The sequence below is a fragment of the Bradyrhizobium sp. UFLA05-112 genome (genome assembly GCF_053572325.1).
Map to the genome: position 1 here is coordinate 77236 of NZ_JBANBK010000022.1, position 22564 is coordinate 99799.

At 61.5% G+C, this 22564-nt stretch carries 21 protein-coding genes; 15 read left to right on the top strand and 6 right to left on the bottom strand.

Translation table 11 applies throughout. The annotated features are described in order from the left end of the window. The first annotated feature begins 41 nt into the window (after positions 1-41). Positions 42-704 (top strand): SDR family NAD(P)-dependent oxidoreductase, encoded by a 663-nt coding sequence (locus tag SO180_RS15485; RefSeq protein WP_449379696.1) that lies wholly within the window; start codon positions 42-44, stop codon positions 702-704. 105 nt (positions 705-809) lie between these two features. On the opposite strand, the gene SO180_RS15490 is transcribed toward SO180_RS15485, so the two are convergent. Beyond that, complete coding sequence (locus tag SO180_RS15490) at positions 810-2069, bottom strand: tetratricopeptide repeat protein (protein ID WP_449379697.1); 1260 nt, start codon at positions 2067-2069, stop codon at positions 810-812. A gap of 84 nt (positions 2070-2153) precedes the next feature. Further along, the gene (locus tag SO180_RS15495) at positions 2154-2462 is read right to left on the bottom strand and encodes a nucleotidyl cyclase domain-containing protein (RefSeq protein ID WP_449379698.1); all 309 of its coding nucleotides are present in this window, start codon (positions 2460-2462) and stop codon (positions 2154-2156) included. Between the two features lie 366 nt (positions 2463-2828). On the opposite strand from SO180_RS15495, the gene SO180_RS15500 reads away from it, so the two are divergent. From SO180_RS15500 to SO180_RS15515, 4 genes are all read left to right on the top strand, one after another. Continuing rightward, the gene (locus SO180_RS15500) at positions 2829-3779 is read left to right on the top strand and encodes an MBL fold metallo-hydrolase (RefSeq protein WP_449379699.1); all 951 of its coding nucleotides are present in this window, start codon (positions 2829-2831) and stop codon (positions 3777-3779) included. Positions 3780-3850: 71 nt separating this feature from the next. After that, positions 3851-4603: an SDR family oxidoreductase gene (locus SO180_RS15505; RefSeq protein ID WP_449379700.1), complete on the top strand. Its 753-nt coding sequence runs from the start codon at positions 3851-3853 to the stop codon at positions 4601-4603. A 193-nt stretch (positions 4604-4796) separates the two neighbouring features. Then, positions 4797-5186, top strand: coding sequence for a cupin domain-containing protein (locus SO180_RS15510; protein ID WP_449379701.1), 390 nt, complete (start codon positions 4797-4799; stop codon positions 5184-5186). Between the two features lie 31 nt (positions 5187-5217). Further along, positions 5218-5805 (top strand): aldehyde dehydrogenase family protein, encoded by a 588-nt coding sequence (locus SO180_RS15515; protein ID WP_449379702.1) that lies wholly within the window; start codon positions 5218-5220, stop codon positions 5803-5805. Positions 5806-6008: 203 nt separating this feature from the next. Here the strand turns inward: SO180_RS15515 and SO180_RS15520 are convergent, their stop codons facing one another. The 3 genes from SO180_RS15520 to SO180_RS15530 form a co-directional block, all read right to left on the bottom strand. Then, positions 6009-6362: a hypothetical protein gene (locus SO180_RS15520; RefSeq protein WP_449379703.1), complete on the bottom strand. Its 354-nt coding sequence runs from the start codon at positions 6360-6362 to the stop codon at positions 6009-6011. A gap of 249 nt (positions 6363-6611) precedes the next feature. Further along, on the bottom strand, positions 6612-7550 hold the full coding sequence (locus SO180_RS15525; protein WP_449379704.1) for a response regulator: 939 nt from the start codon (positions 7548-7550) through the stop codon (positions 6612-6614). Then, entirely contained in the window at positions 7540-10908 is a 3369-nt protein-coding gene (locus tag SO180_RS15530) for a hybrid sensor histidine kinase/response regulator (protein WP_449379705.1), read from the bottom strand. The genes SO180_RS15525 and SO180_RS15530 overlap by 11 nt, the downstream gene beginning before the upstream one ends. A gap of 173 nt (positions 10909-11081) precedes the next feature. Between SO180_RS15530 and urtA the strand changes: the two genes are divergently transcribed. From urtA to SO180_RS15570, 8 genes are all read left to right on the top strand, one after another. Continuing rightward, the gene (gene urtA / locus SO180_RS15535) at positions 11082-12341 is read left to right on the top strand and encodes an urea ABC transporter substrate-binding protein (protein WP_449379706.1); all 1260 of its coding nucleotides are present in this window, start codon (positions 11082-11084) and stop codon (positions 12339-12341) included. A 178-nt stretch (positions 12342-12519) separates the two neighbouring features. Beyond that, the gene (gene urtB, locus SO180_RS15540; RefSeq protein ID WP_449379707.1) at positions 12520-13446 is read left to right on the top strand and encodes an urea ABC transporter permease subunit UrtB; all 927 of its coding nucleotides are present in this window, start codon (positions 12520-12522) and stop codon (positions 13444-13446) included. A gap of 22 nt (positions 13447-13468) precedes the next feature. Further along, entirely contained in the window at positions 13469-14608 is a 1140-nt protein-coding gene (gene urtC / locus SO180_RS15545) for an urea ABC transporter permease subunit UrtC (RefSeq protein ID WP_449379708.1), read from the top strand. 10 nt (positions 14609-14618) lie between these two features. Next, positions 14619-15374 carry an urea ABC transporter ATP-binding protein UrtD gene (gene urtD, locus SO180_RS15550; RefSeq protein WP_449379709.1) on the top strand — a complete coding sequence of 252 codons (756 nt, stop codon included), beginning with the start codon at positions 14619-14621 and terminating at the stop codon, positions 15372-15374. 12 nt (positions 15375-15386) lie between these two features. Beyond that, complete coding sequence (gene urtE / locus SO180_RS15555; protein WP_449379710.1) at positions 15387-16076, top strand: urea ABC transporter ATP-binding subunit UrtE; 690 nt, start codon at positions 15387-15389, stop codon at positions 16074-16076. Between the two features lie 25 nt (positions 16077-16101). Beyond that, the gene (gene fmdA / locus SO180_RS15560; protein WP_449379711.1) at positions 16102-17331 is read left to right on the top strand and encodes a formamidase; all 1230 of its coding nucleotides are present in this window, start codon (positions 16102-16104) and stop codon (positions 17329-17331) included. A gap of 65 nt (positions 17332-17396) precedes the next feature. Next, positions 17397-17747 carry an FmdB family zinc ribbon protein gene (locus tag SO180_RS15565; protein WP_449379712.1) on the top strand — a complete coding sequence of 117 codons (351 nt, stop codon included), beginning with the start codon at positions 17397-17399 and terminating at the stop codon, positions 17745-17747. A 57-nt stretch (positions 17748-17804) separates the two neighbouring features. Then, on the top strand, positions 17805-18845 hold the full coding sequence (locus SO180_RS15570; protein WP_449379713.1) for an aliphatic amidase: 1041 nt from the start codon (positions 17805-17807) through the stop codon (positions 18843-18845). 258 nt (positions 18846-19103) lie between these two features. On the opposite strand, the gene SO180_RS15575 is transcribed toward SO180_RS15570, so the two are convergent. Next, a complete protein-coding gene (locus tag SO180_RS15575) occupies positions 19104-20027 on the bottom strand; it encodes a LysR family transcriptional regulator (protein ID WP_449379714.1) in 924 nt (307 codons plus the stop codon). Positions 20028-21056: 1029 nt separating this feature from the next. Here SO180_RS15575 and SO180_RS15580 point away from each other — a divergent pair. Both SO180_RS15580 and catC read left to right on the top strand, forming a co-directional pair. After that, on the top strand, positions 21057-22220 hold the full coding sequence (locus SO180_RS15580) for a muconate/chloromuconate family cycloisomerase (RefSeq protein ID WP_449379715.1): 1164 nt from the start codon (positions 21057-21059) through the stop codon (positions 22218-22220). 3 nt (positions 22221-22223) lie between these two features. Next, positions 22224-22514: a muconolactone Delta-isomerase gene (catC, locus tag SO180_RS15585; protein ID WP_449379716.1), complete on the top strand. Its 291-nt coding sequence runs from the start codon at positions 22224-22226 to the stop codon at positions 22512-22514. Positions 22515-22564 lie beyond the last annotated feature (50 nt).

A 22564-nucleotide genomic window follows, 5' to 3' on the forward strand; every position in this document is an offset into this window, starting at 1 on the left:
GTGAATGGCAAAGGCGAGGTGCTTACAAAAAGGAACAAGAGATGAAAACATTTCTCAGCATCGGAGCGGGCCCGGGAATGGGCTTCGCGACCGCCGAACGCTTTGCCAGAGAGGGTTTCCAAGTGGTTTTGGCCGCTCGAAACGTCGCTAAGACACAGGAGTTGACAGAAAGACTAATAAACAGGGGGTACAAGGCCAACGCTCGCAAAGCGGACGCAGGCGATCCGAGGAGCGTCGCGGAACTGATCGCTGAGGTTCAGCAGCAGCACGGCTCAATCGACGTCTTGCACTACAATGCCGCATCCGCGCGCAAGGCGACCCTCTCTGAACAGTCGCGCGACAGCTTCAACAGTGATCTTGCCGTGAACATCGGAGGGGCGCTTGTCGCTGCTCAGGCGGTCGCTCCGAAGATGGGGGAGCAGGGGTCCGGTGCGATCCTGTTGACGGGAGGTGGCTTCGCGCTCGCTCCCAGCCCGGACTATCTCTCGGTCAGCATCGGCAAGGCCGGGATTCGTGCTTTGGCTCGCGGACTTTTCGAATCGTTCCGAGAAAAGGGAATTCACGTCGCGACGGTGACCGTCTGTACCTTTGTTTCCCCGGACTCGCAGGAGGCCTCATCGGTGGCCGAACAGTTTTGGCAGCTGTACAGCCAGCCGAAGGACTCCTGGACCGTCGAAGCGAGCTACCCCCCTGCGAGCGCATGACAGGAAGGCGATTCCAGGTGTTGCGACATCACCACTAAGGCCTGCCGGCAAGAGGCCAACACATCGCGACGTAGGATCACGCGAGAGCGGTCGCACAAGCCGGGATCATGCGGGCAACCCCGCGTTCCGAAGGCCCTCCAACACAAGCGTCGAGTTTGTTTGGCCGCCCCGGGCGATCCAAGCCGATATCGTGAAGTCGGGATCGACTTCGAGCAACTGCGCCGCCGCCTCGCGAGCTTCAGCGTCACGCCCGAGATGGGCTAAAGCGGACGTGAGGCAACAGTGAGCCCCCGAAAAGGAGGGGCACTGACGAAGGGCTCTCTTCCCTGCGGCGATAGCCTCGTCAAAGCGACGCAGCTCAATCAGGGCCTGCCCCATACCAGCAAGCATCAGGTGCAGCCGCGGGTCTACTGGGCTCATGCGAATGGCCCGTTCAAAGCTGGGAATCGCTTCCTCGGGCAACCCTGCAATCCTATAGACTTGGCCTCTGCAGCTCCATGCCACAAATGAATTTGGGTTGAGTACAACCGCGCGGTCAGCCATTTCAATTTCACTTTCTCGATCGCCGACCATGTAGGCCGATGTCACCGCGGCCACTGCCACCACATCCGGATCATCATCGTTGATGCTCAATGCCAAGCGAAGCAGCCGAATTGCTTCCTCCCGGTCGAATTGAGCATCGACCGCATAGCCCAAAAGGACGTTTTGCATGTGACCGGCACCTGCGAGGGCCGCGGCCAGGCTGCACCCAGGGTCCAGCTCCAAAGCGCGATGAGCCAATCTTATCGCCTCTGCCAACCCTTCACGGGTCGTCAGGTAGAATTGCGACATCGCTCGCAGATAAAAATCATAGGCGGTGAGGTTTTCCGGTCGCCGCCGCGCCGCCATTGCAATTTCTGTCTGTAGCAATTTTGGCTGAATGGCCGAGACAACGGCGACGGTCACTTCGTCCTGCAGAGCGAAAACGTCGGTCAGGTCACGCTCGAACCTGTCGGCCCATAGGTGCGCGCCCGTCACAGCATCAATCAACTGGCCTGTGATGCGAACCTTCCCTGCCGCCTTGCGTACCGACCCCTCAAGGGTGTAGCGCACGCCGAGCCTGCGTCCGACCTCCTTTATGTCGACGGCTTGGCCCTTGAAGGTGAAGCTCGAATTGCGGGCGATTACGAACAACCATTTGAAACGCGACAGCTCTGTGATGATTTCCTCAACCATCCCATCGGCAAAATACTCCTGCTCCGGATCTCCGGACATGTTCTCGAACGGAAGCACTGCAACGGAAGGCCTGTCGGGCAGTGGAGGCGCGCTCTCAGCCTCGACAGCACGCGCTGGAGCAGCCTCACTCGTTTCAATCGACGCACCCACCTGATAGGCCCTGATTGGCTCTTGAATGTTCTTTACCTGTTGAACGCCGAGGTCCGTAAAGGTGATCGGCAGGACCTCTGTCTCTTATACACATCGGAAGGCGATGCGGCTATCAGGCGAGAGGCTTGCGTTGATCTCTGCCAGGGCGGCCTGCGCATCCACGGCACACTGGACGGCATCCACCGCACTCCGAAATTCGGCGAGCACACTGTCACCCGCCGTGTTGGCTATGCGGCCCCTGTGCTCCTCAATGAGTCTATCGAGGATCGCCCGTCGCTCGGTGAGTCCCTTGAGCGTCCCGACCTCATCGACACCCATGAGCCGGCTGTAGCCCTCCACGTCTGCTGCGAAGACAGCCACAAGCCTCCTGGTGATGTCTGAAAGGTCTGACATACGGGGCCCCAATGCCACCTGTAGGGGCAGTCTGGGGTGGCGAACGCACGTCCGTCAAGCGGCCGTAGTGATCCAAGCGTGCGACATGTGCTTGCGGTGCGCCTCACAGGCTCCCGGTCGCAACCGGACGGCATAGCCGCTTGCCCGCCTAGCGGAGGCGCATGCGTTAGCAGCAATCGCTCTATAGCGACGGCAATCGCTCTGGCGCAGTCGCAGGTCAAGTTCGATAGACCATCTCGGTGACAGACCAGCAATGAGCGTGTCACCGGTCTCTGAACACCTCTCCAACATTGACCGCGCTTCCCACGCGGGAAGCGCGGTCCGCCTAGGATCAAACGCCAAGATCAAACGCAGGAGTTTTCAAGGATGAACGAGATGATCCGCAATACCCAGGACGAGACAAACATGAGCCTGAATATCACCTCACACCCCGGTGGACCGGCGCCCGACGAGTTGGTTCCGTCGCGCTACGCGCTCAAGGTCGGCGAGATTGACGTACTGGTGGTCAGCGATGGGGTGCTAACGCTGCCGGGCGCGATGTTGGCCCACAACGCCGAGCCGGCCGTCCGGGCAGCCTGGCTAAAGGACAATTTCCTGCCGCCGGACGCGTTCGATTGGGCGCTGAACGTGGTCCTGGTGCGTAGCGGCGGCCGGACCATTCTCGTCGACGCCGGGATGGGGGTGGAGTTCCCATTGCCGAGGGCCGGGCAATTGGTCCACCGATTGGAGGCCGCTGGGATCGATCTTTCGTCCGTGACTGACGTGGTGCTCACCCACATGCACATGGACCATGTTGGCGGGCTGCTCATCGAAGGCGTGAAGGAGAGGCTGCGTCCGGACCTGCGGATCCATGTGGCCGCCGCCGAGGTGAAGTTCTGGGAATCGCCCGATTTTTCCCGCGTCTCCATGCCGCCGGGTTTCCCGGACGCGCTTCGGAAGACGGCCAAGCGGTTCTTGAACGAATACCGCAGCAAATTTCACACGTTCGAGGCGGAGTACGAGGTGGCGCCGGGAGTCGTCGTCTGTCGCACCGGCGGCCACACCCCCGGGCACAGCGTGGTCCGCCTGGCGTCCGGCGGCGACCGGCTGACGTTCGCCGGCGACCTCGTGTTCACGGTCGGATTCGAACACCCCGACTGGTACAACGGCTTCGAACATGACCCCGAGGAGGCGGCCCGCGTTCGTATCAGTCTGTTGCGGGAGCTGGCGGCGAACCGCGAGCTGCTGGTGGCCACTCACATGCCGTTCCCGTCCGTCGGCCATGTCGCGGTCGCTGGCGACGCCTTTCGTTGGGTACCGGCCACCTGGGACTACTGACCGCTTGCAGGGCTAGGGCCGGGCTACCAACTCAGAAGCCAAGCGCATCTAACGACAATGGAGGATCAAACATGAAGATCGTCGTGATCGGCGGCACCGGCCTGATCGGCTCGAAGACCGTCGCCATTCTGCGCCAGGGCGGCCACGAGGTCCTGGCCGCCTCGCCTCAAAGCGGTGTCAACACCATCACCGGCGAGGGGCTCAAGCAGGCCATGGCAGGCACACAGGTGGTGATCGACCTCGCCAATTCGCCCTCATTCGAAGACAAGGCAGTGCTGGAGTTCTTCGAGACCTCTGGCCGTAACCTGCTCGCAGCAGAATCCGCAGCGGGCGTCAGGCACCATGTCGCACTATCGATCGTCGCAACCGACCGGACAGACAATGGCTATTTCCGCGCCAAGGTCGCCCAGGAGAATCTGATCAAGTCATCCGGCGTCCCATACACGATCGTCCGCGCAACCCAGTTCATGGAATTTCTCCGCGGCATCGCCGATTCAAGTTCGGATGGAAACAAGGTCAGGCTCCCGCCGATCCTGTTCCAGCCGATCGCGGCGGACGACGTTGCTGCCAATGTTGCCGACGTGGCACTCGCGCCGCCGCGAAGCGGTATCGTGGAGATCGCCGGCCCGGAGCGAGCGCCGTTCAACGAAATCATTGCCCGCTACCTGAAGGCGGTTGGCGATCCGCGCGAGGTCCTGAGCGATCCCGAGGCCCGATACTGGGGCGGCCGGGTCGACGAGCACTCGCTAGTGCCATTGGGCGAGGCGCGCCTCGGCCGCATCGGTTTGGACGAATGGGTCCGCCGCTCACAGGCAGCAGCCTGATGCCGCATCGCAACTACAGCATGATCCGGAAAAATGCGCAGCGGTTTTCCCTCGCGACAAACGCGGAACGTGTTTGCGCGGAGATCATGCTCAAACAACAAACTAAAGCGCGATGACGATTCATCCCATCTCATCGCGCCTTAGGCCCGCTCTGCTACGAGCGGGCCTCGGGCGACGAACGAAAGAGGCGACTATGACAAACAAACTCGTTGCGTTGGCTCTGCTGTGCTTCATGACCGGCACTGCGGTTGCTGAGGAGGCTAAGGTCACGCCACTCATGTCCAAGGATCTTCCGGAAAGCCCCGGCAGGGAAGCCCTGATGATCACGGTCGAGCATGCGCCCGGCGGATCAAGCGCTGTTCACCGACACAATGCCCATGCGTTTGTTTACGTGCTGGAGGGCTCCGTCGTGATGCAAGTGAAGGGTGGACAACCGGTAACATTGACACCAGGACAGAGCTTCTATGAAGGCCCTGGCGACGTTCACGTCGTCGACCGGAACGCAAGCGACACAAAGCCAGCGAAATTCCTGGTGGTTTTGATCAAGGACAAGGGCGCGCCGGCGCTCGTGCCTGCACAGTAGTCGGCGGCGCATCATGATATTGGGTGTGACCTTGGCGACGTTCACGATGGTCCATGTGATCATCAGCCTGATTGCAATCGTGGCAGGCCTGGTCGTGATGTTCGGGATGCAGGGCATGCAGGAGAAGTTCGTGGTCGGTCCGATGATCAACAGGACGGGCTACAACAAGGTGGTCGAGCTGGTGGAGAGCGCGAGGAGGAGCGGAGCCAAGGTGGTGCTTGGCGGCAGGGCTCACGCCAAGGGTGGCCTGTTCTATGAGCCGACCATTCTCAGCGGAGTGGATGATGGCATGAGGGTGGCCCGGACCGAGACCTTCGGGCCCATCTTCCCCATCTACCGCTTCGAAACAGAGGAAGAAGTGGTGAAGCGAGCGAACAGCACCGAATATGGCCTGGTTGCCTACGCCTATACGCGCGAACTCGGCCGGGCTTTCCGCCTATCCCGAGAAATTGAGGCCGGAATGGTGATCCTGAACTCGGGTTCGGTAGGTACCGCATCTGTCCCGTTCGGAGGTGTCAAGCATTCGGGCTACGGCTGGGAGGGGAGCTACTACGGAATCGAGGAATATCTGGAAGTCAAATACGTGCTCATGAGTGTCCTTGGCCGCCAGGAACGGTAGGCGGTGTGCGGCGGGCAGGCGCGGTGCATGCGCCCACGATGAGATTTGTTCGAGATGGATCGGTGTAAGTTTCGCCGAAATGCTGTCAAGCAGACTCGAAAGCTCGGCGACAATTCCGATCGGAAGGCGACCCGTCGTGAGTGACCGTGCGTGAGACGGCTAAACGGCTCGCCCTTGCTAGGGCGACCGTCGATCGGCCGATTTCATACGGCGTCCGCAGGTACGAAGCAGCTGATCACGATGCCACCGCGGTGATGCACATACCACACCACGGCTTCGCCAATGGGGTTGCCACGGTCGCGGATTATGGCACGCTCCGGTACCGCCATCCAATGGCCCTCGATCGGAACCCAATAGGCGCCTTCGCGAAAATCATATTCTGTGCGATGGCCATCGGAGATATCGCAGCAGGGCACGCCATTTGGCGCAATCACACTCTTGAACCAGGCGCGGATGTCCGCGGGAACGTTTTCGTATTGCCCACTGTCGGATGCGAAACTTGCCCGCCCCAGCGCGAGCAGGGACACCAGCAAGGCGATCTCGGCTGACTTTCGCATGCAAGTCCTCCACGGCGCTATGTTCGCATCATCGTCGCGCACGGTTTAGCGACGGGTCAGGAATCTCATATTGCGAACGAGTTAGCCTGAGCGGCCGGTTGGATGCATGCCCAAAGATTGGGCGACAGGGGGCATCGCGAATTGACGCGACGCGAGACGTCCGCGGCCCAACCCCAGCCGCGCGATGTGGTCTGCAGCAACTACTGCAGCTGCTGCTATGGGAGAACTGTCGGAGTGCGGGTGCTTTTGCTAGGAGTTCCGGCGCGTAGCGTTCACCGCGATGGCGGCCGCCGCCGTTCGGTTCTCGACACCCAGCTTGGAGTAGATTTGCTCAAGGTGCTTATCGACCGTTCTTGGACTAAGGCCGAGGATCTGAGCGATGTCGCGGTTGGTTTTTCCCTTGGAGAGCCAGGACAGCACCTCGCTCTCGCGCGTGGTAAGGCCGAGCTGGGCGGAGAATTCCGCCGGCATGTCGCCGCTGGTGTCCTTGGCGAGCCGAAGCAGGAATTCGTTCGGGCCGAGCTTGCTCATATATTGCAGTCGCAACTGCTCGTTGCCAGGGAAAGAGGCCATGGTCGCACTCTTTGCGGGTTTGCCCTTCTGGACCTGGTCGAGCCATTGCGGCACCGGCTCGGGCAGTGCGAAATCGTCATCGGCGCTGGCCAGCGTATCCGAAAGCAATTTTCGCGCCTGCGGCGTCGCCCATAGCAGCTTGCCCTTATTGTTCACTGCGAGCAGATAGCGGCCGGATACATCCAGTGCGGCGCGCGCGCTCTGGGTCATCCGCGCATTGGCGAGGTGGACGCGGATCCGCGCCAGCATCTCCTCAACCACGATCGGTTTCGTCACGTAGTCGACGCCGCCGGCTTCCAAGCCGCGCACGATATGCTCGGTCTCGGCCAGGCCCGTCATGAAGATGATCGGCACGCCGTCGAGACCCGCGTCGCGCCTCAGCCGTTTGCAGGTCTCGAAGCCGTCCATGCCGGGCATGATCGCATCGAGCAGCACGATGTCGGGCGTGATCTGCTCGACGATGCGCATCGCGGAGGCGCCGTCGAGCGCGACCATCACGGTCATGCCGGCTCCGTCGAGCGCGTCGGTCAGAAGCCGCAGCGTCTCTGGCGAGTCGTCGACGACGAGCGCGACGTCGCGCTTCCTGGGGTCTGTGATCTTGGGATCAGTGATCATAGCTGTGCAATGTCTTCAGCGTCGCCATGTATTGGTCGAGATCGAAACGGTCGACCAGCGCGCGCATGTGGGTGACGAAATCCGCGTGCTCGGGATGGCCGGTGCCGATCTCGTCGAGCTTGAGCTGGATCGCGCGGACATAACCGAGCCGGCCGAGGCCGATCAGCTCCTCGACATATTTCACCGGCGGCCGTGAGCCGCTCTCCGGCTTCCACAGCGGCACCGGAACCTGGTCGGCTTCGTGCTGCCATTCGAGCTTGAGCAATTGGCGGATGGTCTCGAGCAGCCGCGGGACGTCGATCGGCTTCATCAGATAGCCGTCATGAAACGGCTGCGCCAGCGGCGCGCCATGCGCTTCCAGCGCGCTCGCCGACACCATCAGGATGCGCGCGGTGTGATGGCCGTTCGCGCGCAAAGTCTCGGCGACGGTCCAGCCATCCATGCTGGCCATGGAGATGTCGAGCAAAAACAGATCGGGCCGGCAGTGCTGCGCCAGCGCGAGGCAGCCGAGGCCATCGGGCGCGCTGAGCAGAATGAAGCCGAGCGGCGCCAGCACCTCGCGCAGAAGATCGCGATGAGTCGGGTCGTCGTCGGTGATCAATATCGTCTTGCGCGGGCCCAGATAGCCGTAGATCGGTGCCTCCACCGGCGCATCGCGCCGGGGATTGGTCACTTCGGAGAGCAGGAGTTTGACGCGGAACGTCGCACCAGCGCCGACAGTGCTCGTCACCTTGATGTCGCCGCCCATCACGCCCGCCAGCAGGCGGCTGATAGTGAGGCCGAGGCCGGTGCCGGTCTGCGGCTGCGCGACGCCGAGCGCGCCGCGCTCGAAGGGCGCGAAGATGCGTTCGAGGTCGTCAGCCTGGATGCCCGGACCGGTATCGACCACCTCGAACTCGGCGACCGGGCTGCGATAGTGCACGACAAATTTCACGCTGCCGGTTTGCGTGAACTTGATCGCATTGGACAGCAGATTGATCAGGATCTGCCGCAGCCGCTTCTCATCGGCATAGACCACGACCGGTAGCACCGTCGGCCGCTTGAACACGAAGTCGATACCCTTGGCCGCGGCCTGCAGGCGGAACATGCCGACAAGCTGGTCTAGGAAATCATTGAGGCGGACCTCGTCGCGGGACAGATAGAGCCGACCGGCCTCGATCTTGGAGATGTCCAAAATGCCGTCAATGAGACCCGACAGATGGTCGGCGCTGCGGCGGACCACGCGCACCTGGTCGCGCGGCCTTGCCTGAAGGCTGGCGTCCTGCTCGAGCAGTTGCGCATAGCCGGAGATCGCATTCAGCGGCGAGCGCAGCTCGTGGCTCAGGCCGACGACGTAGCGGCTCTTGGCGAGGTTGGCAGATTCTGCGACCTCCTTGGCGCGCTGCAATTCGGCATCGGTGCGTTTGTGTGCGTCGATCTCCTGGATCAAGAGCGTAGTCTGCCGCCGCGTCTCTTCCTCCGCCGCGCGGCGGCTTTGCTGTGCGAGCACAAACAGCCAGGCGACCACGCCGATGATGATGATCAGCGCGAAGAACACTTTCCAGAGCACGTCGGCCAATAGCGCATCGGCATGCACGGTCGCCGAGGTCTGAAGATAGATCAGCCCGAGCACGAGCCCGACCAAGCCGGCCGAGACCGTGAACACGCCGACATAATGGCCGAACTGCGAGTTGATCCGCGCGTAGATCGCCTCGGGCAACATCTTGCCGAGTGCCACCGACACCTGCGCGCCGGCCCGCGCGTGCGGCTTGCAGAGATCGTGGCAGCGGGCGTCGAGCGAGCAGCACAGCGAGCAGATCGGCCCGGCATAAGCGGGGCAGGAGGCCATGTCCTCCGGCTCGAACGAATGCTCACAGATACAGCACTGGATCGCCTCGACGTTCTGCCAGCTCCGCTTCGGCTTGCGCGCGATGTAATATTTGCCGTCGGTGGCCCAGGCGATCAGCGGCGCGGCGATAAACGCGGCGGCGAGCGCCACGAAGGCGGACAGAGCCTTCGCGGTCGGCCCGAACAATCCGTAGAACGCCGAGATCGAGACGATGGTCGCGATCGTCATCGCGCCGACGCCGACTGGATTGATGTCGTAGAGATGCGCGCGCTTGAACTCGATCTGCGGCGGGCGAAGGCCCAGCGGCTTGTTGATGACGAGGTCGGCGACCAGCGCGCCGACCCAGGCGATCGCGACGTTGGAGTAGAGCGCCAGCGTCTGCTCCAGCGCCTTGTAGACGCCGATCTCCATCAGCAGCAGCGCCACCATCACGTTGAACACCAGCCAGACCACGCGGCCGGGATGGCTGTGCGTCAGCCGCGAGAAGAAGTTCGACCAGGCGATCGAGCCGGCATAGGCATTGGTGACGTTGATCTTGACCTGCGACAGGATGACGAAGCTGCCGGTCAGCGCCAGCGCCAGATCCGGCTGCGACAGCACGTAGCGGAAGGCTTCGAGATACATATGCGCCGGCTCGGCAGCCTGTTCGAGCGCGACGCCATGGCTCAGCGCGAAATAGGCGAGGAACGAGCCGACCAGGAGCTTGAGCGCGCCGAAGACGATCCAGCCTGGACCGGCGCTGAGCAGCGCAATCCACCACGAGGTCTTTGATGTCCGGCGGTCGCGCGGCAGGAAGCGCAGGAAGTCGACCTGCTCGCCGATCTGCGCCACCAGCGAAAACACCACCGACGCGGCCGTGCCGAACAGCAAGAGATCGAGATGGCCGCTCGGATTGCCATGCTCGCCGGCGAACGTCCGCCATTCTGTGAAGGAATGCGGATTGGCCCAGGCGATCGCCACGAAGGGGAGGATATGCAGGATGACCCACAGTGGCTGCGTCCATAATTGAAAGCGGCTGATCAGGGTGATGCCGTAGGTCACCAGCGGAATGATGACGACAGAGGAGATGAGATAGCCGAGCGGGCGAGGGATGCCGAAGCACATCTCCAGCGCTGCCGCGAGGATGACAGCCTCGAAAGCGAAGAAGATGAAGGTGAAGGAGGCGTAGATCAGCGAGGTGATGGTCGAGCCGATATAGCCGAAGCCGGCGCCGCGGGTCAGCAGGTCGATATCGATGCCGCATTTCGTGGCGTAATAGGCAATCGGCAGTCCGCACAGGAAGATGATGACGCTGACCACCAGGATCGCGGCGGTCGCATTGGTCGCGCCGTAGTTCAGCGTGATGGTGCCCCCGATCGCTTCAAGCGCGAGGAAGGAGATCGCACCGAGCGCGGTGTTGGCAACGCGGGCGGCGGACCAGCGCCGCGCGCTCTTGGCGGTGAAGCGCAGCGCGTAGTCTTCCAGAGTCTGGTTGGCGACCCATTGATTGTATTGGCGCCTGACGCGGTCTATCCGCTGCCGCCCTGCCACGTCCTGACTCCTGACCCGCTTTGCCGGCGCTGATCGCAAGCAAATCCCGTACCCAAGAACCTACGTCGTCATTTTGCGGTGCAGTATACGCAATCCCACGTATCTGTGCAGTGCACAATTCTGAGCAATCCTCGCCTGATCAATAAGCGCGTTCTCGAACCAATGGGGTGCTCATGTCAGACGAAACAAATACGGGCCCGCAGTCGGCATTCCGCCGCAGGCTGCTGATGGGAATGGCGGCAATTCCTGCGATGACCATGCTGCCGCGCGCGTCTTTTGCGCAGGCGCCGGCAACTTCTGCGATCAACACCACCGGTCTCGCGGTAACCGATACTGAAGTCACTGTCGGCATCCTGCACTCGGCGACCGGCACGATGGCGATCTCCGAGACCGGTTCGATCGAAGCCGAGAAGCTCGCGATCGACCAGATCAACGCCATGGGTGGCGTGCTCGGCCGCAAGATCAAGGTCATCCAGGAAGACGGCGCCAGCGACTGGCCAACTTTCGCGGAGAAGGCCAAGAAGCTCCTCGTCAACGACAAGGTTGCGGCCATCATGGGCTGCTGGACCTCGGCCTCGCGCAAGGCAGTGCTGCCGGTCGTCGAGCAGTACAACGGCATGCTCTACTACCCTACCTTCTATGAAGGCCTCGAGCAGTCCAAGAATGTGATCTACACCGGCCAGGAAGCCACCCAGCAGATCCTCGCCGGCCTGAACTGGATCGCCAAGGAGAAGGGCGCCAAATCGTTCTTCTTCATCGGCTCGGACTACATTTGGCCGCGCACCTCGAACAAGATCGCACGCAAGCATGTCGAGAACGTGCTGAAGGGCAAGGTCGTCGGCGAGGAGTATTACGCGCTCGGCAGCACCCAGTTCAATTCTGTCATCAACAAGATCAAGCTGACCAAGCCCGACGTGATCTTCACCGACGTGGTCGGTGGCTCCAACGTCGCCTTCTACAAGCAGCTCAAGGCGGCCGGCGTCGACCTGTCGAAGCAGGCGCTGCTGACGATCTCGGTGACCGAAGACGAGATCGACGGCATTGGCGGCGAGAACATCGCGGGCGCCTATGCCTGCATGAAATACTTTCAGTCGCTCGATAACCCGAACAACAAGACCTTCGTGCCCGCCTTCAAGAAGATGTGGGGCGAGAAGACCGTGATCGGCGACGTGACGCAGGCTGCCTATCTCGGCCCGTGGCTGTGGAAGTTGACGGTCGAGAAGGCCGGAAGCTTCGACGTCGACAAGATCGCCGCAGCTTCGCCCGGCGTGGAATTCAAGGGCGCGCCGGAAGGTTATGTGCGCATCCACGAAAACCATCACCTCTGGTCGAAGACTCGAGTCGGCCGCGCCAAGCTTGATGGCCAGTTCGAGCTGATCTACGAGACGGCCGATCTGGTCGAGCCCGACCCGTTCCCGAAGGGCTACCAGTAAGTCCTTCGCGATCTTTCCCCGAGCAAGAGCTCCCTGGCGTGGACCGTCAATCCACGCTTCACGACCCCGCGTCGCGACATCACTCGCGACGCGGGACCCTCGGATGCGGGACGCTGTCCCGGACGCGCGACGCTGTCCCCGGACGCGGGACGCTGTCCCCCCTCGACGGAGAAATCAGATGTTCGGCGACTATTCGATTGGCGACCTCGGTTCGATCTTCGTCATGCAGGGCTTTGCCGGCCTGATCCTGTTTTCCGTCTACGTGCTGATGGCGCTCGGACTTGCGATCATCTTCGGCCAGATGGGCGTCATCAACATGGCGCATGGCGAGTTCATGATCCTGGGTGCCTACGTCACCTGGATGACGTCGAGCTTCTTCCAGTCTTACCTGCCGAGCCTGTTCAGCGGCTACTTCTTCCTCGCGATGATATTGGCCTTCTTCGCATCCGGTGCGCTCGGAATGCTGGTCGAATGGGTGCTGATCCGGCATCTGTATAAGCGCCCACTCGATACGCTGCTCGCGACCTGGGGCCTTAGCCTGATGTTGCAGCAGGCCTATCGCTCGATCTTCGGCGCGCGTGAGGTCGGCGTCGAGCTGCCGCAGTGGATGCTCGGCTCGCTGCACGTCACCGACTCGATTGAGGTGCCGATCAACGGCGTCTTCGTGATGGGCCTGACGGTGCTGATCACCATCGCGGTCGCCTACGTCATGTTCATGTCGCGCTGGGGCCGCCAGGTCCGCGCCGTCGTGCAGAACCGCATCATGGCGGGCGCGGTCGGCATCAACACCGCGAAGGTCGACCGTTACACCTTCGCGCTCGGCTGCGGCATCGCCGGCGTCGCCGGTTCGGCCTTCACCATGATTGGTTCGACCGGGCCTACCTCAGGCCAGCTCTACATCGTCGACACCTTCCTGGTCGTCGTGTTCGGCGGAGCTGCCAGCCTGCTCGGCACCATCGCCTCGGCCTTCTCGATCTCGCAGACCCAGTCGACGCTCGAATTCTTCATGTCGGGATCGATGGCGAAGGTTTTGACGCTGCTCGTAGTGGTCGGAATTCTGATGCTGCGGCCGCAGGGGCTGTTCGCCCTCAAGGTCCGCAAGTAGAGAAGCGCAGGGGGCGCAACCCATGAACGACAATCGCTTTGCCACGCGCTCGGAGCTGATCGGCATCCTGGTGCTCGCCGCATTCCTGGTGGTGATCCTGCCGCTCTGCCTCGACGTCTTCCGGCTCAATCTGGTCGCCAAATATCTGACTTACGCCTTCGTCGCGCTGGGGCTCGTGATGTGCTGGGGCTACGGCGGCATCCTGAGCCTGGGGCAGGGCGTGTTCTTCGGCCTCGGCGGTTACTGTATGGCGATGTTTCTCAAGCTTGAGGCCTCGAGCGTCGAGAACACAAAGATCCAGTCGACACCCGGCATTCCCGATTTCATGGACTGGAATCAGATCACCGCACTGCCGTTCTTCTGGAAGCCGTTCCACAGCCTGACCTTCACCATCGCGGCTGTCATCCTGGTGCCGGGCATCTTCGCGCTGATCATTGGAGCGGCGATGTTCAAGCGCCGCGTCGGCGGCACCTACTTTGCGATCATCACGCAAGCGGTCGCCGCGATCCTGACCATCCTGATCGTCGGGCAGCAGGGCTACACCGGCGGCATCAACGGCATGACGGACCTCCGCACCCTGAAGGGCTGGGACATCCGTCCCGACCACGCCAAGGTCGTGCTCTACTTCTTCGAGGTCGGGTTGCTCTTCGCCTGCATCTGCATCGCCCAGCTGGTGCGGCATTCCAAGCTTGGCCGCATCCTGGTGGCGATGCGCGACCAGGAGGATCGGGTCCGCTTCTCCGGCTACAGCGTCGCCAATTTCAAGATCTTCGCCTTCTGCATCGCCGCGGTGTTCGCCGCGATCGGCGGCGCCATGTTCGCGCTCAATGTCGGCTTCATGTCGCCGTCCTTCGTCGGCATCGTACCCTCGATCGAGATGGTGATCTACACCGCGGTTGGCGGTCGCCTCTCGATCCTCGGCGCGGTCTACGGCACGTTGCTGGTCAACTTCGCCAAAACCAGTCTCTCCGAGTCCTTCCCGGAACTCTGGCTGTTCGGCCTTGGCGGCCTGTTCATTGCCGTGGTGCTCGCATTCCCGAACGGCCTTGCCGGTATCTGGGGCGACTACATCCAGCCGCGCATCAATCGCCTGACCGCCTCGCGCAAACCGAAGCCGGGCTGGAGCGACAATTCGGTCGCCGACGGCGCGCCGGCAGAATGAGGAGGACTTCATGCTCATCGGTCACCAGCCAAAGCCCTTCCTGCTCTCGGTCGAAGGTCTCACAGTGTCGTTCGACGGTTTCAAGGCCGTCAACGATCTCTCCTTCTATGTCGAGGAGAACGAGATCCGCGTCATCATCGGCCCGAACGGCGCCGGCAAGACCACCGTGCTCGACCTGATCTGTGGAAAGACCAAGGCCACGTCGGGCTCGATCGAATTCCGCGGCAAGGACCTGACCAAGCTGAAGGAGAACCAGATCGTCAAGGCCGGCGTCGGTCGCAAGTTCCAGACACCATCGATCTACGACGACCTCACCGTGTTCGAGAATTTGGAGATCTCGTTTCCACGCGGCCGCACGGTCTTCGGCGCGCTGACCTTTACTCGCGATGCCGCCGTGCGCGAACGCGTCCACGAGGTCGCAGAGATGATCTTCCTCAAGGATCGCCTCAACATGAGCGCGGCGCTGCTCAGCCACGGCCAGAAGCAGTGGCTGGAGATCGGCATGCTGCTCATCCAGGATCCGGATTTGCTGATGCTCGACGAGCCCGTCGCCGGCATGAGCGTGTCCGAACGCGCCAAGACTGCCGAGCTGCTCAACCGCATCATCAAGGACCGCTCGGTGCTGGTTATCGAGCACGACATGAAGTTTGTCGAGGACATCGCGCACAAGGTCACCGTGCTGCACCAGGGCCAAATCCTCTCCGAAGGCACGATGGAGAAGGTGAAGAACGATCCCAAGGTCATTGAAGTGTACCTTGGTCACTGAGGAGCGACATCAATGTTGGCAATCAATGATCTTCACGTCGCGTACGGCCAGAGCGAGGTGCTGCACGGCCTCAACGTGTCGGTCGCGCCCAACGAGATCGTCGCGATCATGGGCCGCAACGGTATGGGCAAGACGACGCTGATGAAGTCGCTGATGGGTATCGTGCCGACAAAGAGCGGCAGGGTGACCATGGACGGCATCGAGCTCGGTTCGCTCCCGAGCTACGAACGCGTCGCAAAAGGCCTCGCTTACGTGCCGCAGGGGCGGATGATCTTCTCGACCATGACGGTGAAGGAGAACATTGAGACTGGTTTGGTCGTCTCGGGTGGCAACGAAGTGCCCGCTGACATCTACGAGCTGTTTCCGGTGCTGCTGGAGATGAAGGGGCGCCGCGGTGGCAATCTCTCCGGTGGGCAACAGCAGCAATTGGCGATCGCCCGTGCGCTCGCCACCAAACCGAAGGTGTTGTTGCTGGATGAACCGACCGAAGGCATACAGCCGTCGATCATCAAGGAGATGGCGCGCACCTTGAAGCGAATCCGCGACGAGCGAGGCTTGTCGATTGTCGTCTCCGAGCAGGTCCTGAGTTTTGCGCTCGACATCGCCGACCGCGTGCTCGTGATCGAGAACGGCGAGATCGTGCGCGACGATCCGTGCGACGGCGTCGATGCCGCGCAGATCTCCAAGTTTTTGTCCGTCTAATCAGTCAACGAAGGGGAGCATCTCGATGCCAGATACACTAATCAAGGTTGACCTCACCAAGTCGGCCTATGAAAACGACAAGATCCACAACCGTTGGCATCCTGAGGTTCCGATCGTCGAGTGGGTCAGCCCCGGCGACGACTTCATCATCGAAACTGTCGACTGGACCGGCGGCTTCATCAAGAACAACGACTCGGCCGACGACGTGCGCGACATCGATCTGTCGATCGTGCACTTCCTGTCCGGTCCGATCGGCGTCAAGGGTGCCGAGCCCGGCGATCTTCTCGTCGTCGATCTGCTCGACGTCGGCCCGCTGAAGGAAAGCCTGTGGGGCTTCAACGGCTTCTTCTCCAAGCAGAATGGCGGCGGCTTCCTGACCGATCACTTCCCGCTGGCGCAGAAATCGATCTGGGACATCAAGGGGCTCTACACCTCGTCGCGTCACGTGCCCGGCGTCAATTTCGCCGGACTCATTCACCCCGGCCTGATCGGCTGTCTGCCCGATGCCAAGATGCTGGCCGCCTGGAATGCGCGCGAAGCCGAGTTGATCGCGACCAACCCGACTCGGGTGCCGGGCCTTGCCAATCCGCCGTTCGCGCCGACCGCGCATGCGGGCCAGGCCAAAGGTGACATCAAGGCCAAGATCGGTCTCGAGGGCGCGCGCACCGTGCCGCCGCGCGAGCATGGCGGCAATTGCGACATCAAGGATCTCTCGCGCGGCTCGAAGATCTACTTCCCGGTCTATGTGCCCGGCGGCGGTCTCTCGATGGGCGATCTGCATTTCAGCCAGGGCGACGGCGAGATCACCTTCTGCGGCGCGATCGAAATGGCCGGCTGGCTTCACATCAAGGTCGACGTCATCAAGGATGGCGTGGCGAAATACGGCATCAAGAACCCGGTGTTCAAGCCGTCGCCGATCACGCCGAACTACAAGGACTATCTGATCTTCGAGGGCATCTCGGTCGATGAGGCCGGCAAGCAGCACTATCTCGACGTCCACATCGCCTATCGCCAGGCCTGCTTGAACGCGATCGAATACCTGAAGAAGTTCGGCTATTCCGGCGCCCAAGCCTATTCGATCCTCGGCACCGCGCCGTGCCAAGGCCACATCTCGGGCGTGGTCGACGTGCCCAACGCCTGCGCCACGCTGTGGTTGCCGACCGAGATTTTCGACTTCGACGTTATGCCGTCGTCGGCCGGACCAATCAAGCACATCACAGGCGACATCCAGATGCCGATCTCGCCCGACAAGTAATCCCTGCGTGAGACGGATGCGGGGGGTGGGCCCCGCATCCGATGCGCAACAGCGAGGGAGCGACGATGCCTGTCTACGAATATCTCTGCAACGATTGCGGCCCGTTCACCGACATGCGGCCGATGGCCGAATGTGACGATCCGCAAGACTGTCCGCGCTGCGAGATGAAATCGCCGCGCGTGATCCTCACTGCGCCGGCGTTCTTCTGCATGCCCGCGGACAAGCGTAAGGCGCATGCCACCAACGAGCGGAGCAAGTATGCGCCGAAGACGCTCGACCAGTACAAGGCCGCGCACGGACCGGGCTGCGGCTGCTGTGGGACAGCGACGAAGAAGAAACCGGGGCGTCTCGTGACGAAAAGCAAGAGCGGCGCCGTCGGATTCCCGACTGCGCGCCCCTGGATGATCAGCCACTGACGTCGCATGGCCATCGCGCCGGCGATGAATTCAAACTAGAACAGAAGGGCGTTTCAAATGCTTCACGGTGACATCTCTTCCAGCAACGACGTGGTCGGCGTTGCCGTCGTCAATTACAAGATGCCGCGGTTGCACACGAGGGCCGAGGTGCTCGACAACGCCCGCAAGATCGCCGACATGGTCGTCGGCATGAAGCTCGGTCTGCCCGGCATGGATCTCGTGATTTTTCCCGAGTATTCCACCCACGGCATCATGTACGACGCCAAGGAGATGTACGAGACCGCCTCGCAGGTGCCGGGCGAGGAGACCGCGATTTTCGCCGCAGCCTGCCGCAAGGCGAAGGTCTGGGGCGTATTCTCGCTGACCGGCGAGCGCCACGAAGAACATCCGCACAAGGCGCCCTACAACACGCTGATCCTGATGAACGACAAGGGCGAGATCGTGCAGAAGTATCGCAAGATCATGCCCTGGGTGCCGATCGAGGGCTGGTATCCCGGCAAATGCACCTATGTCTCGGACGGTCCGAAGGGGCTGAAGATCAGTCTGATTATCTGCGACGACGGCAACTATCCGGAGATCTGGCGCGACTGCGCGATGAAGGGCGCCGAACTGATCGTGCGTTGCCAGGGCTACATGTATCCGGCGAAGGAACAGCAGGTGCTGATTTCCAAGGCGATGGCGTGGGCTAACAATGTCTATGTCGCTGTCGCCAATGCCGCGGGCTTTGACGGCGTTTATTCCTACTTCGGGCACTCTGCGATTATCGGCTTCGATGGACGCACGCTTGGCGAGACCGGCGAAGAGGAATATGGCATTCAATACGCTGGCCTGTCGAAGGGCCTGATCCGCGATGCGCGCCGCAACAACCAGTCGCAGAACCATCTCTTCAAGCTGCTGCATCGCGGCTACACTGGCATGATCAATTCCGGCGAAGGCCCGCGCGGCGTGGCCGCCTGCCCCTATGAGTTCTACAAGAACTGGATCGCTGATCCGGAAGGGACGCGCGAGATGGTCGAGGCGATGACTCGTCCAACCGTTGGCACCGAAGAATGCCCGATCGACGGCATTCCGAACGAGCTATCGGCGAGCAATTACTAGACTATTGCGCCATACACCGATGTCATCCCAGCCTTGGACTTCTGCTGGTGATCATGCACCTTGGACGGATCACAGAGGAAGGCACGGCAGAAGCCATTTAGGCCAGGCAACAGAATGACTATACGAAGTTGCTGCTTGCCACGATACCGATACTCTTGAGCGGTACCATTTTCGTTGCGCCGCGCCTTGAGAGCTGTATCTGGCAATGAATGATATCTGCGTCGAGCTTGAACCCTCGGCGTAGGCGCGGCGTTGCGATCAATCAGACGAGCCGGACGCAGGGTGACCGGTAGATGCATCCCATTTGTCGAATTCGCGAACCAGCTTGATCAATTGCGTGAGCAGCATCGACGCGTCATTCTTGCGATAACTCATGATGATCGGCGAAATCATCTTCGGCTCATCGAGGTCGATAAAGCATACGTCGTCGCGCCCGAAGCGCCTCACGGAGGCAGGCACGATGCAGACGCCGCCACCAGAGGCGACAAGACCGAGCGCGGTCTGCAACTCCTTCGCCTCCATCGCGACCCTCGGCTCAATACCTGCATCGCGGTAGAATGAAAGAACCTGATCGGCGTAGCTTGGCCGCGGCGACTTGGGATAGACGATGAGCGGTTCGTCAGCGGTTGCGCGCAGTCGTAACCTCCCCTTCTTGGCCGCCAATTTGTGCCGGCGTGGTACCACAAGGCAGACGCGTTCTTCACGGATGACGCTACGGACGATCGCCTCATCGTCGAATCTCAGTCGGCCGAAACCTACATCGATACGACCGTCCTTCAATGCTGCGACCTGCTCGAGCGTCGTCATCTCCAGAAGATTGACCTCTGCGCCGGGCAGGATGATGCGGAAGCGGCGGATCAGTTCCGGAAGAGCGTCGTAGAGGGTGGATGCGACAAAGCCGATGTTGAACTGCAATACCGTGCCTTTGGCGATCCGCTTGGTCATCGCACGCATCTCGTCAATGCGCTGCAGGATCTGACGTCCCTGTTCGAACAGATATCGTCCGGGCTCTGTCAACGTAAGCGGTCGGCCACGATCGAGCAGGCGCACGCCCAATTCGTCCTCGAGCTGCTGCACTTGGCGGCTCAACGGTGGTTGCGCGATGTGGAGTTTCTCAGCGGCGCGACTGAAGGAGCCCTCCGCTGCCACGGTGGTGAAGTAGCGCAGGTGACGGAGTTCCATGGGAGCAGCCCTCCAATCGCGTCCATACCTCTCGAGTATTGAAATAGACACAATCAATCCTTCGCTTCAAGCTGATCCGGGCAAACCCTCCCGCTCGCGGAAACGAGGCGCGTCATTCCCGGCGCCACAATGAGCAGGGGGAATTCGGTGTGCACCATACCCCGCAGGTATGAACATAGACTGAGGCGGTCCTGTTTCGATCGGATGTTACGCCCTAGGGTGGTCTCGCTTCATTCACCATCGTAGCGGCGGCAGGCTCGCTGGGATTGCCTCCCATTGCGGTCCTAGCAGCTTCTTCAGTCAGGAGTGCGCCGTGATCGTTTGCAGTTGCAACGTCCTCAGCGAGGTCGAGATTAGATCCGCGATCGCAAGCGTCGCGCCATGCCCGCGGGTCAGTCGCGTTTACGCCTTGCTCGGCTGCACGGCGAAGTGCGGCCACTGCGCCTGCGCCATACTCAAGGAAATCCGAAGCTTCGCGTCTGTGGATCGAGCCGCAATTGGAGCGGCCAACGCCCAGAATCTGTAGATCGGCGTGAGGGTCTGAAAGCCGATTCGGTTCCAAGTACTTAACCGCGAGACTGCGCGCGGTGAATTCGACGCGGCTCGAACTCTGCGAGTCACCTCTGACCTGAAGATAGAAGCACGATCGCGATTCACGACGGCTCCAGGGCCGACAATCAGAACAGTGGTTAACATGTCTCAACGGGCTAACAATCGCTGGTCGGGTCAATCGAGTGCTCGTTGGGACACCTGACCTGGAGAAAGAAAGCGACCGTCAGCCGTTGGCTCCAGCGAGACGGTCGCCTTGTTTTTCGAGAAGGCGGCCGATCGGCGGGGCGATTATCCAAGGTTCCTGGCGGCGGACGACGCACCGATACTCGTCGTCGCGCGTACGGAAAAGCAGAGCTGACCATTGTCCCATCTGAAGCATATACCTCATAGGTATAATATTGGACCCAATCGGTCTTTGCCATCGATGCCGCATATATCTAGTTTTCGGCCACGAAATGCGAATTCGAGGACGCGCCGGTGACGAGCAAAGCTGCCCAGGTCGATACCTTTATCGTCGATGTGCCCACGATCAGGCCTCACGTCCTGGCGATGGCCACGATGCGCAGCCAGGCCGTCGTTCTGGTCCGGATCACCTGCTCGGACGGTGTCATCGGGATCGGCGAGGGGACCACTATCGGTGGTCTGAGCTACGGCGAAGAAAGCCCTGAAGGCATCAAGCTCGCAATCGATACCTATATCGCGCCGGTCCTGAAGACCTGTGAAGTGTCCCGCGTCGCCGAGACAATGGCGAAGATCGGTCGCAACGTCGTCGGCAACCATATCGCCAAATGCGCGATCGAGACCGCGCTGCTTGATGCCGCCGGCAAGCGTCTCGGCGTGCCCGTCTCCGAACTGATCGGCGGGGGACGCGTACGCGACCGCCTGGCGGTGGCCTGGACGCTCGCGAGTGGAAATACTGCGCGCGACATCGAGGAAGCCGAGGCCATGCTCGAGGCCAGGCGGCATTCGATCTTCAAGCTGAAGATCGGCAAGCGCAGCGTGGCCGACGATGTCGCTCATGTTGCGGCGATCAAAAAGGCTATCGGAAACCGCGGCAGCGTCCGCGTCGACGTCAATCAGGGCTGGGACGAGGCACAGGCCGATGTCGGCATGAAGATGCTGGAAGACGCCGGCTGCGACCTGGTCGAGCAACCGGTCGCCCGCGACGCGATCGCCATCATGTCGCGCCTGTCCGCACGGCACGGAATCCCCCTGATGGCCGACGAAGCGCTGCACGGTCCCCGCGACGCGTTCCGTATTGCCGCCAGCGCCGCCGCCCGCGTCTTCGCCGTGAAGATCGCCCAGTCAGGCGGGCTTCATGCCGGCCGCGACGTCGCAGCCATCGCCGATGCTTCGGGGATCGGTCTCTACGGTGGCACGATGCTTGAGGCCGGTGTTGGCACCGCAGCCTCTGCCCATCTCTTCGCGACGTTCCCTAAGCTCGCCTGGGGCACCGAGCTGTTCGGTCCGCTGCTGCTCACGGAGGAGATTTTGGCCGAGCCGCTCGACTACGCCGATTTCTCGCTGGGCGTGCCGACAGGCCCCGGTCTCGGCGTGACGCTCGACGAGGACAAGATTGCCCGGTTTCGCCGTGATCGCACCGCGCCGACATTGCACGTCGTCGCGTCAAAGGGAGCGTGATGCATGCTCACCATGGTCGAGATGAACGTCCGTATCCCGCTGGACTTCGACCGGCAGGAAGCCGACCGCCTCAAGGCGCGCGAGAAGGAGCGGTTTCAGGAGCTGCAGCGCGCTGGCAAGTGGCGTCACATCTGGCGCGTCGTCGGCCACTACGCGAACGTCAGCATCTTCGATGTCGAAAGCAACGCCGAGCTTCACGACATCCTGACGAGCCTGCCGCTCTATACCTTCATGGAGATGAAGGTGACGCCGCTCTGTAGACATCCATCTTCAATCCACGACGACGAGCGCTGAAACATTACGAACGACGAACGTCCGCATGCCGGACCTAAAACCAAGGGAGA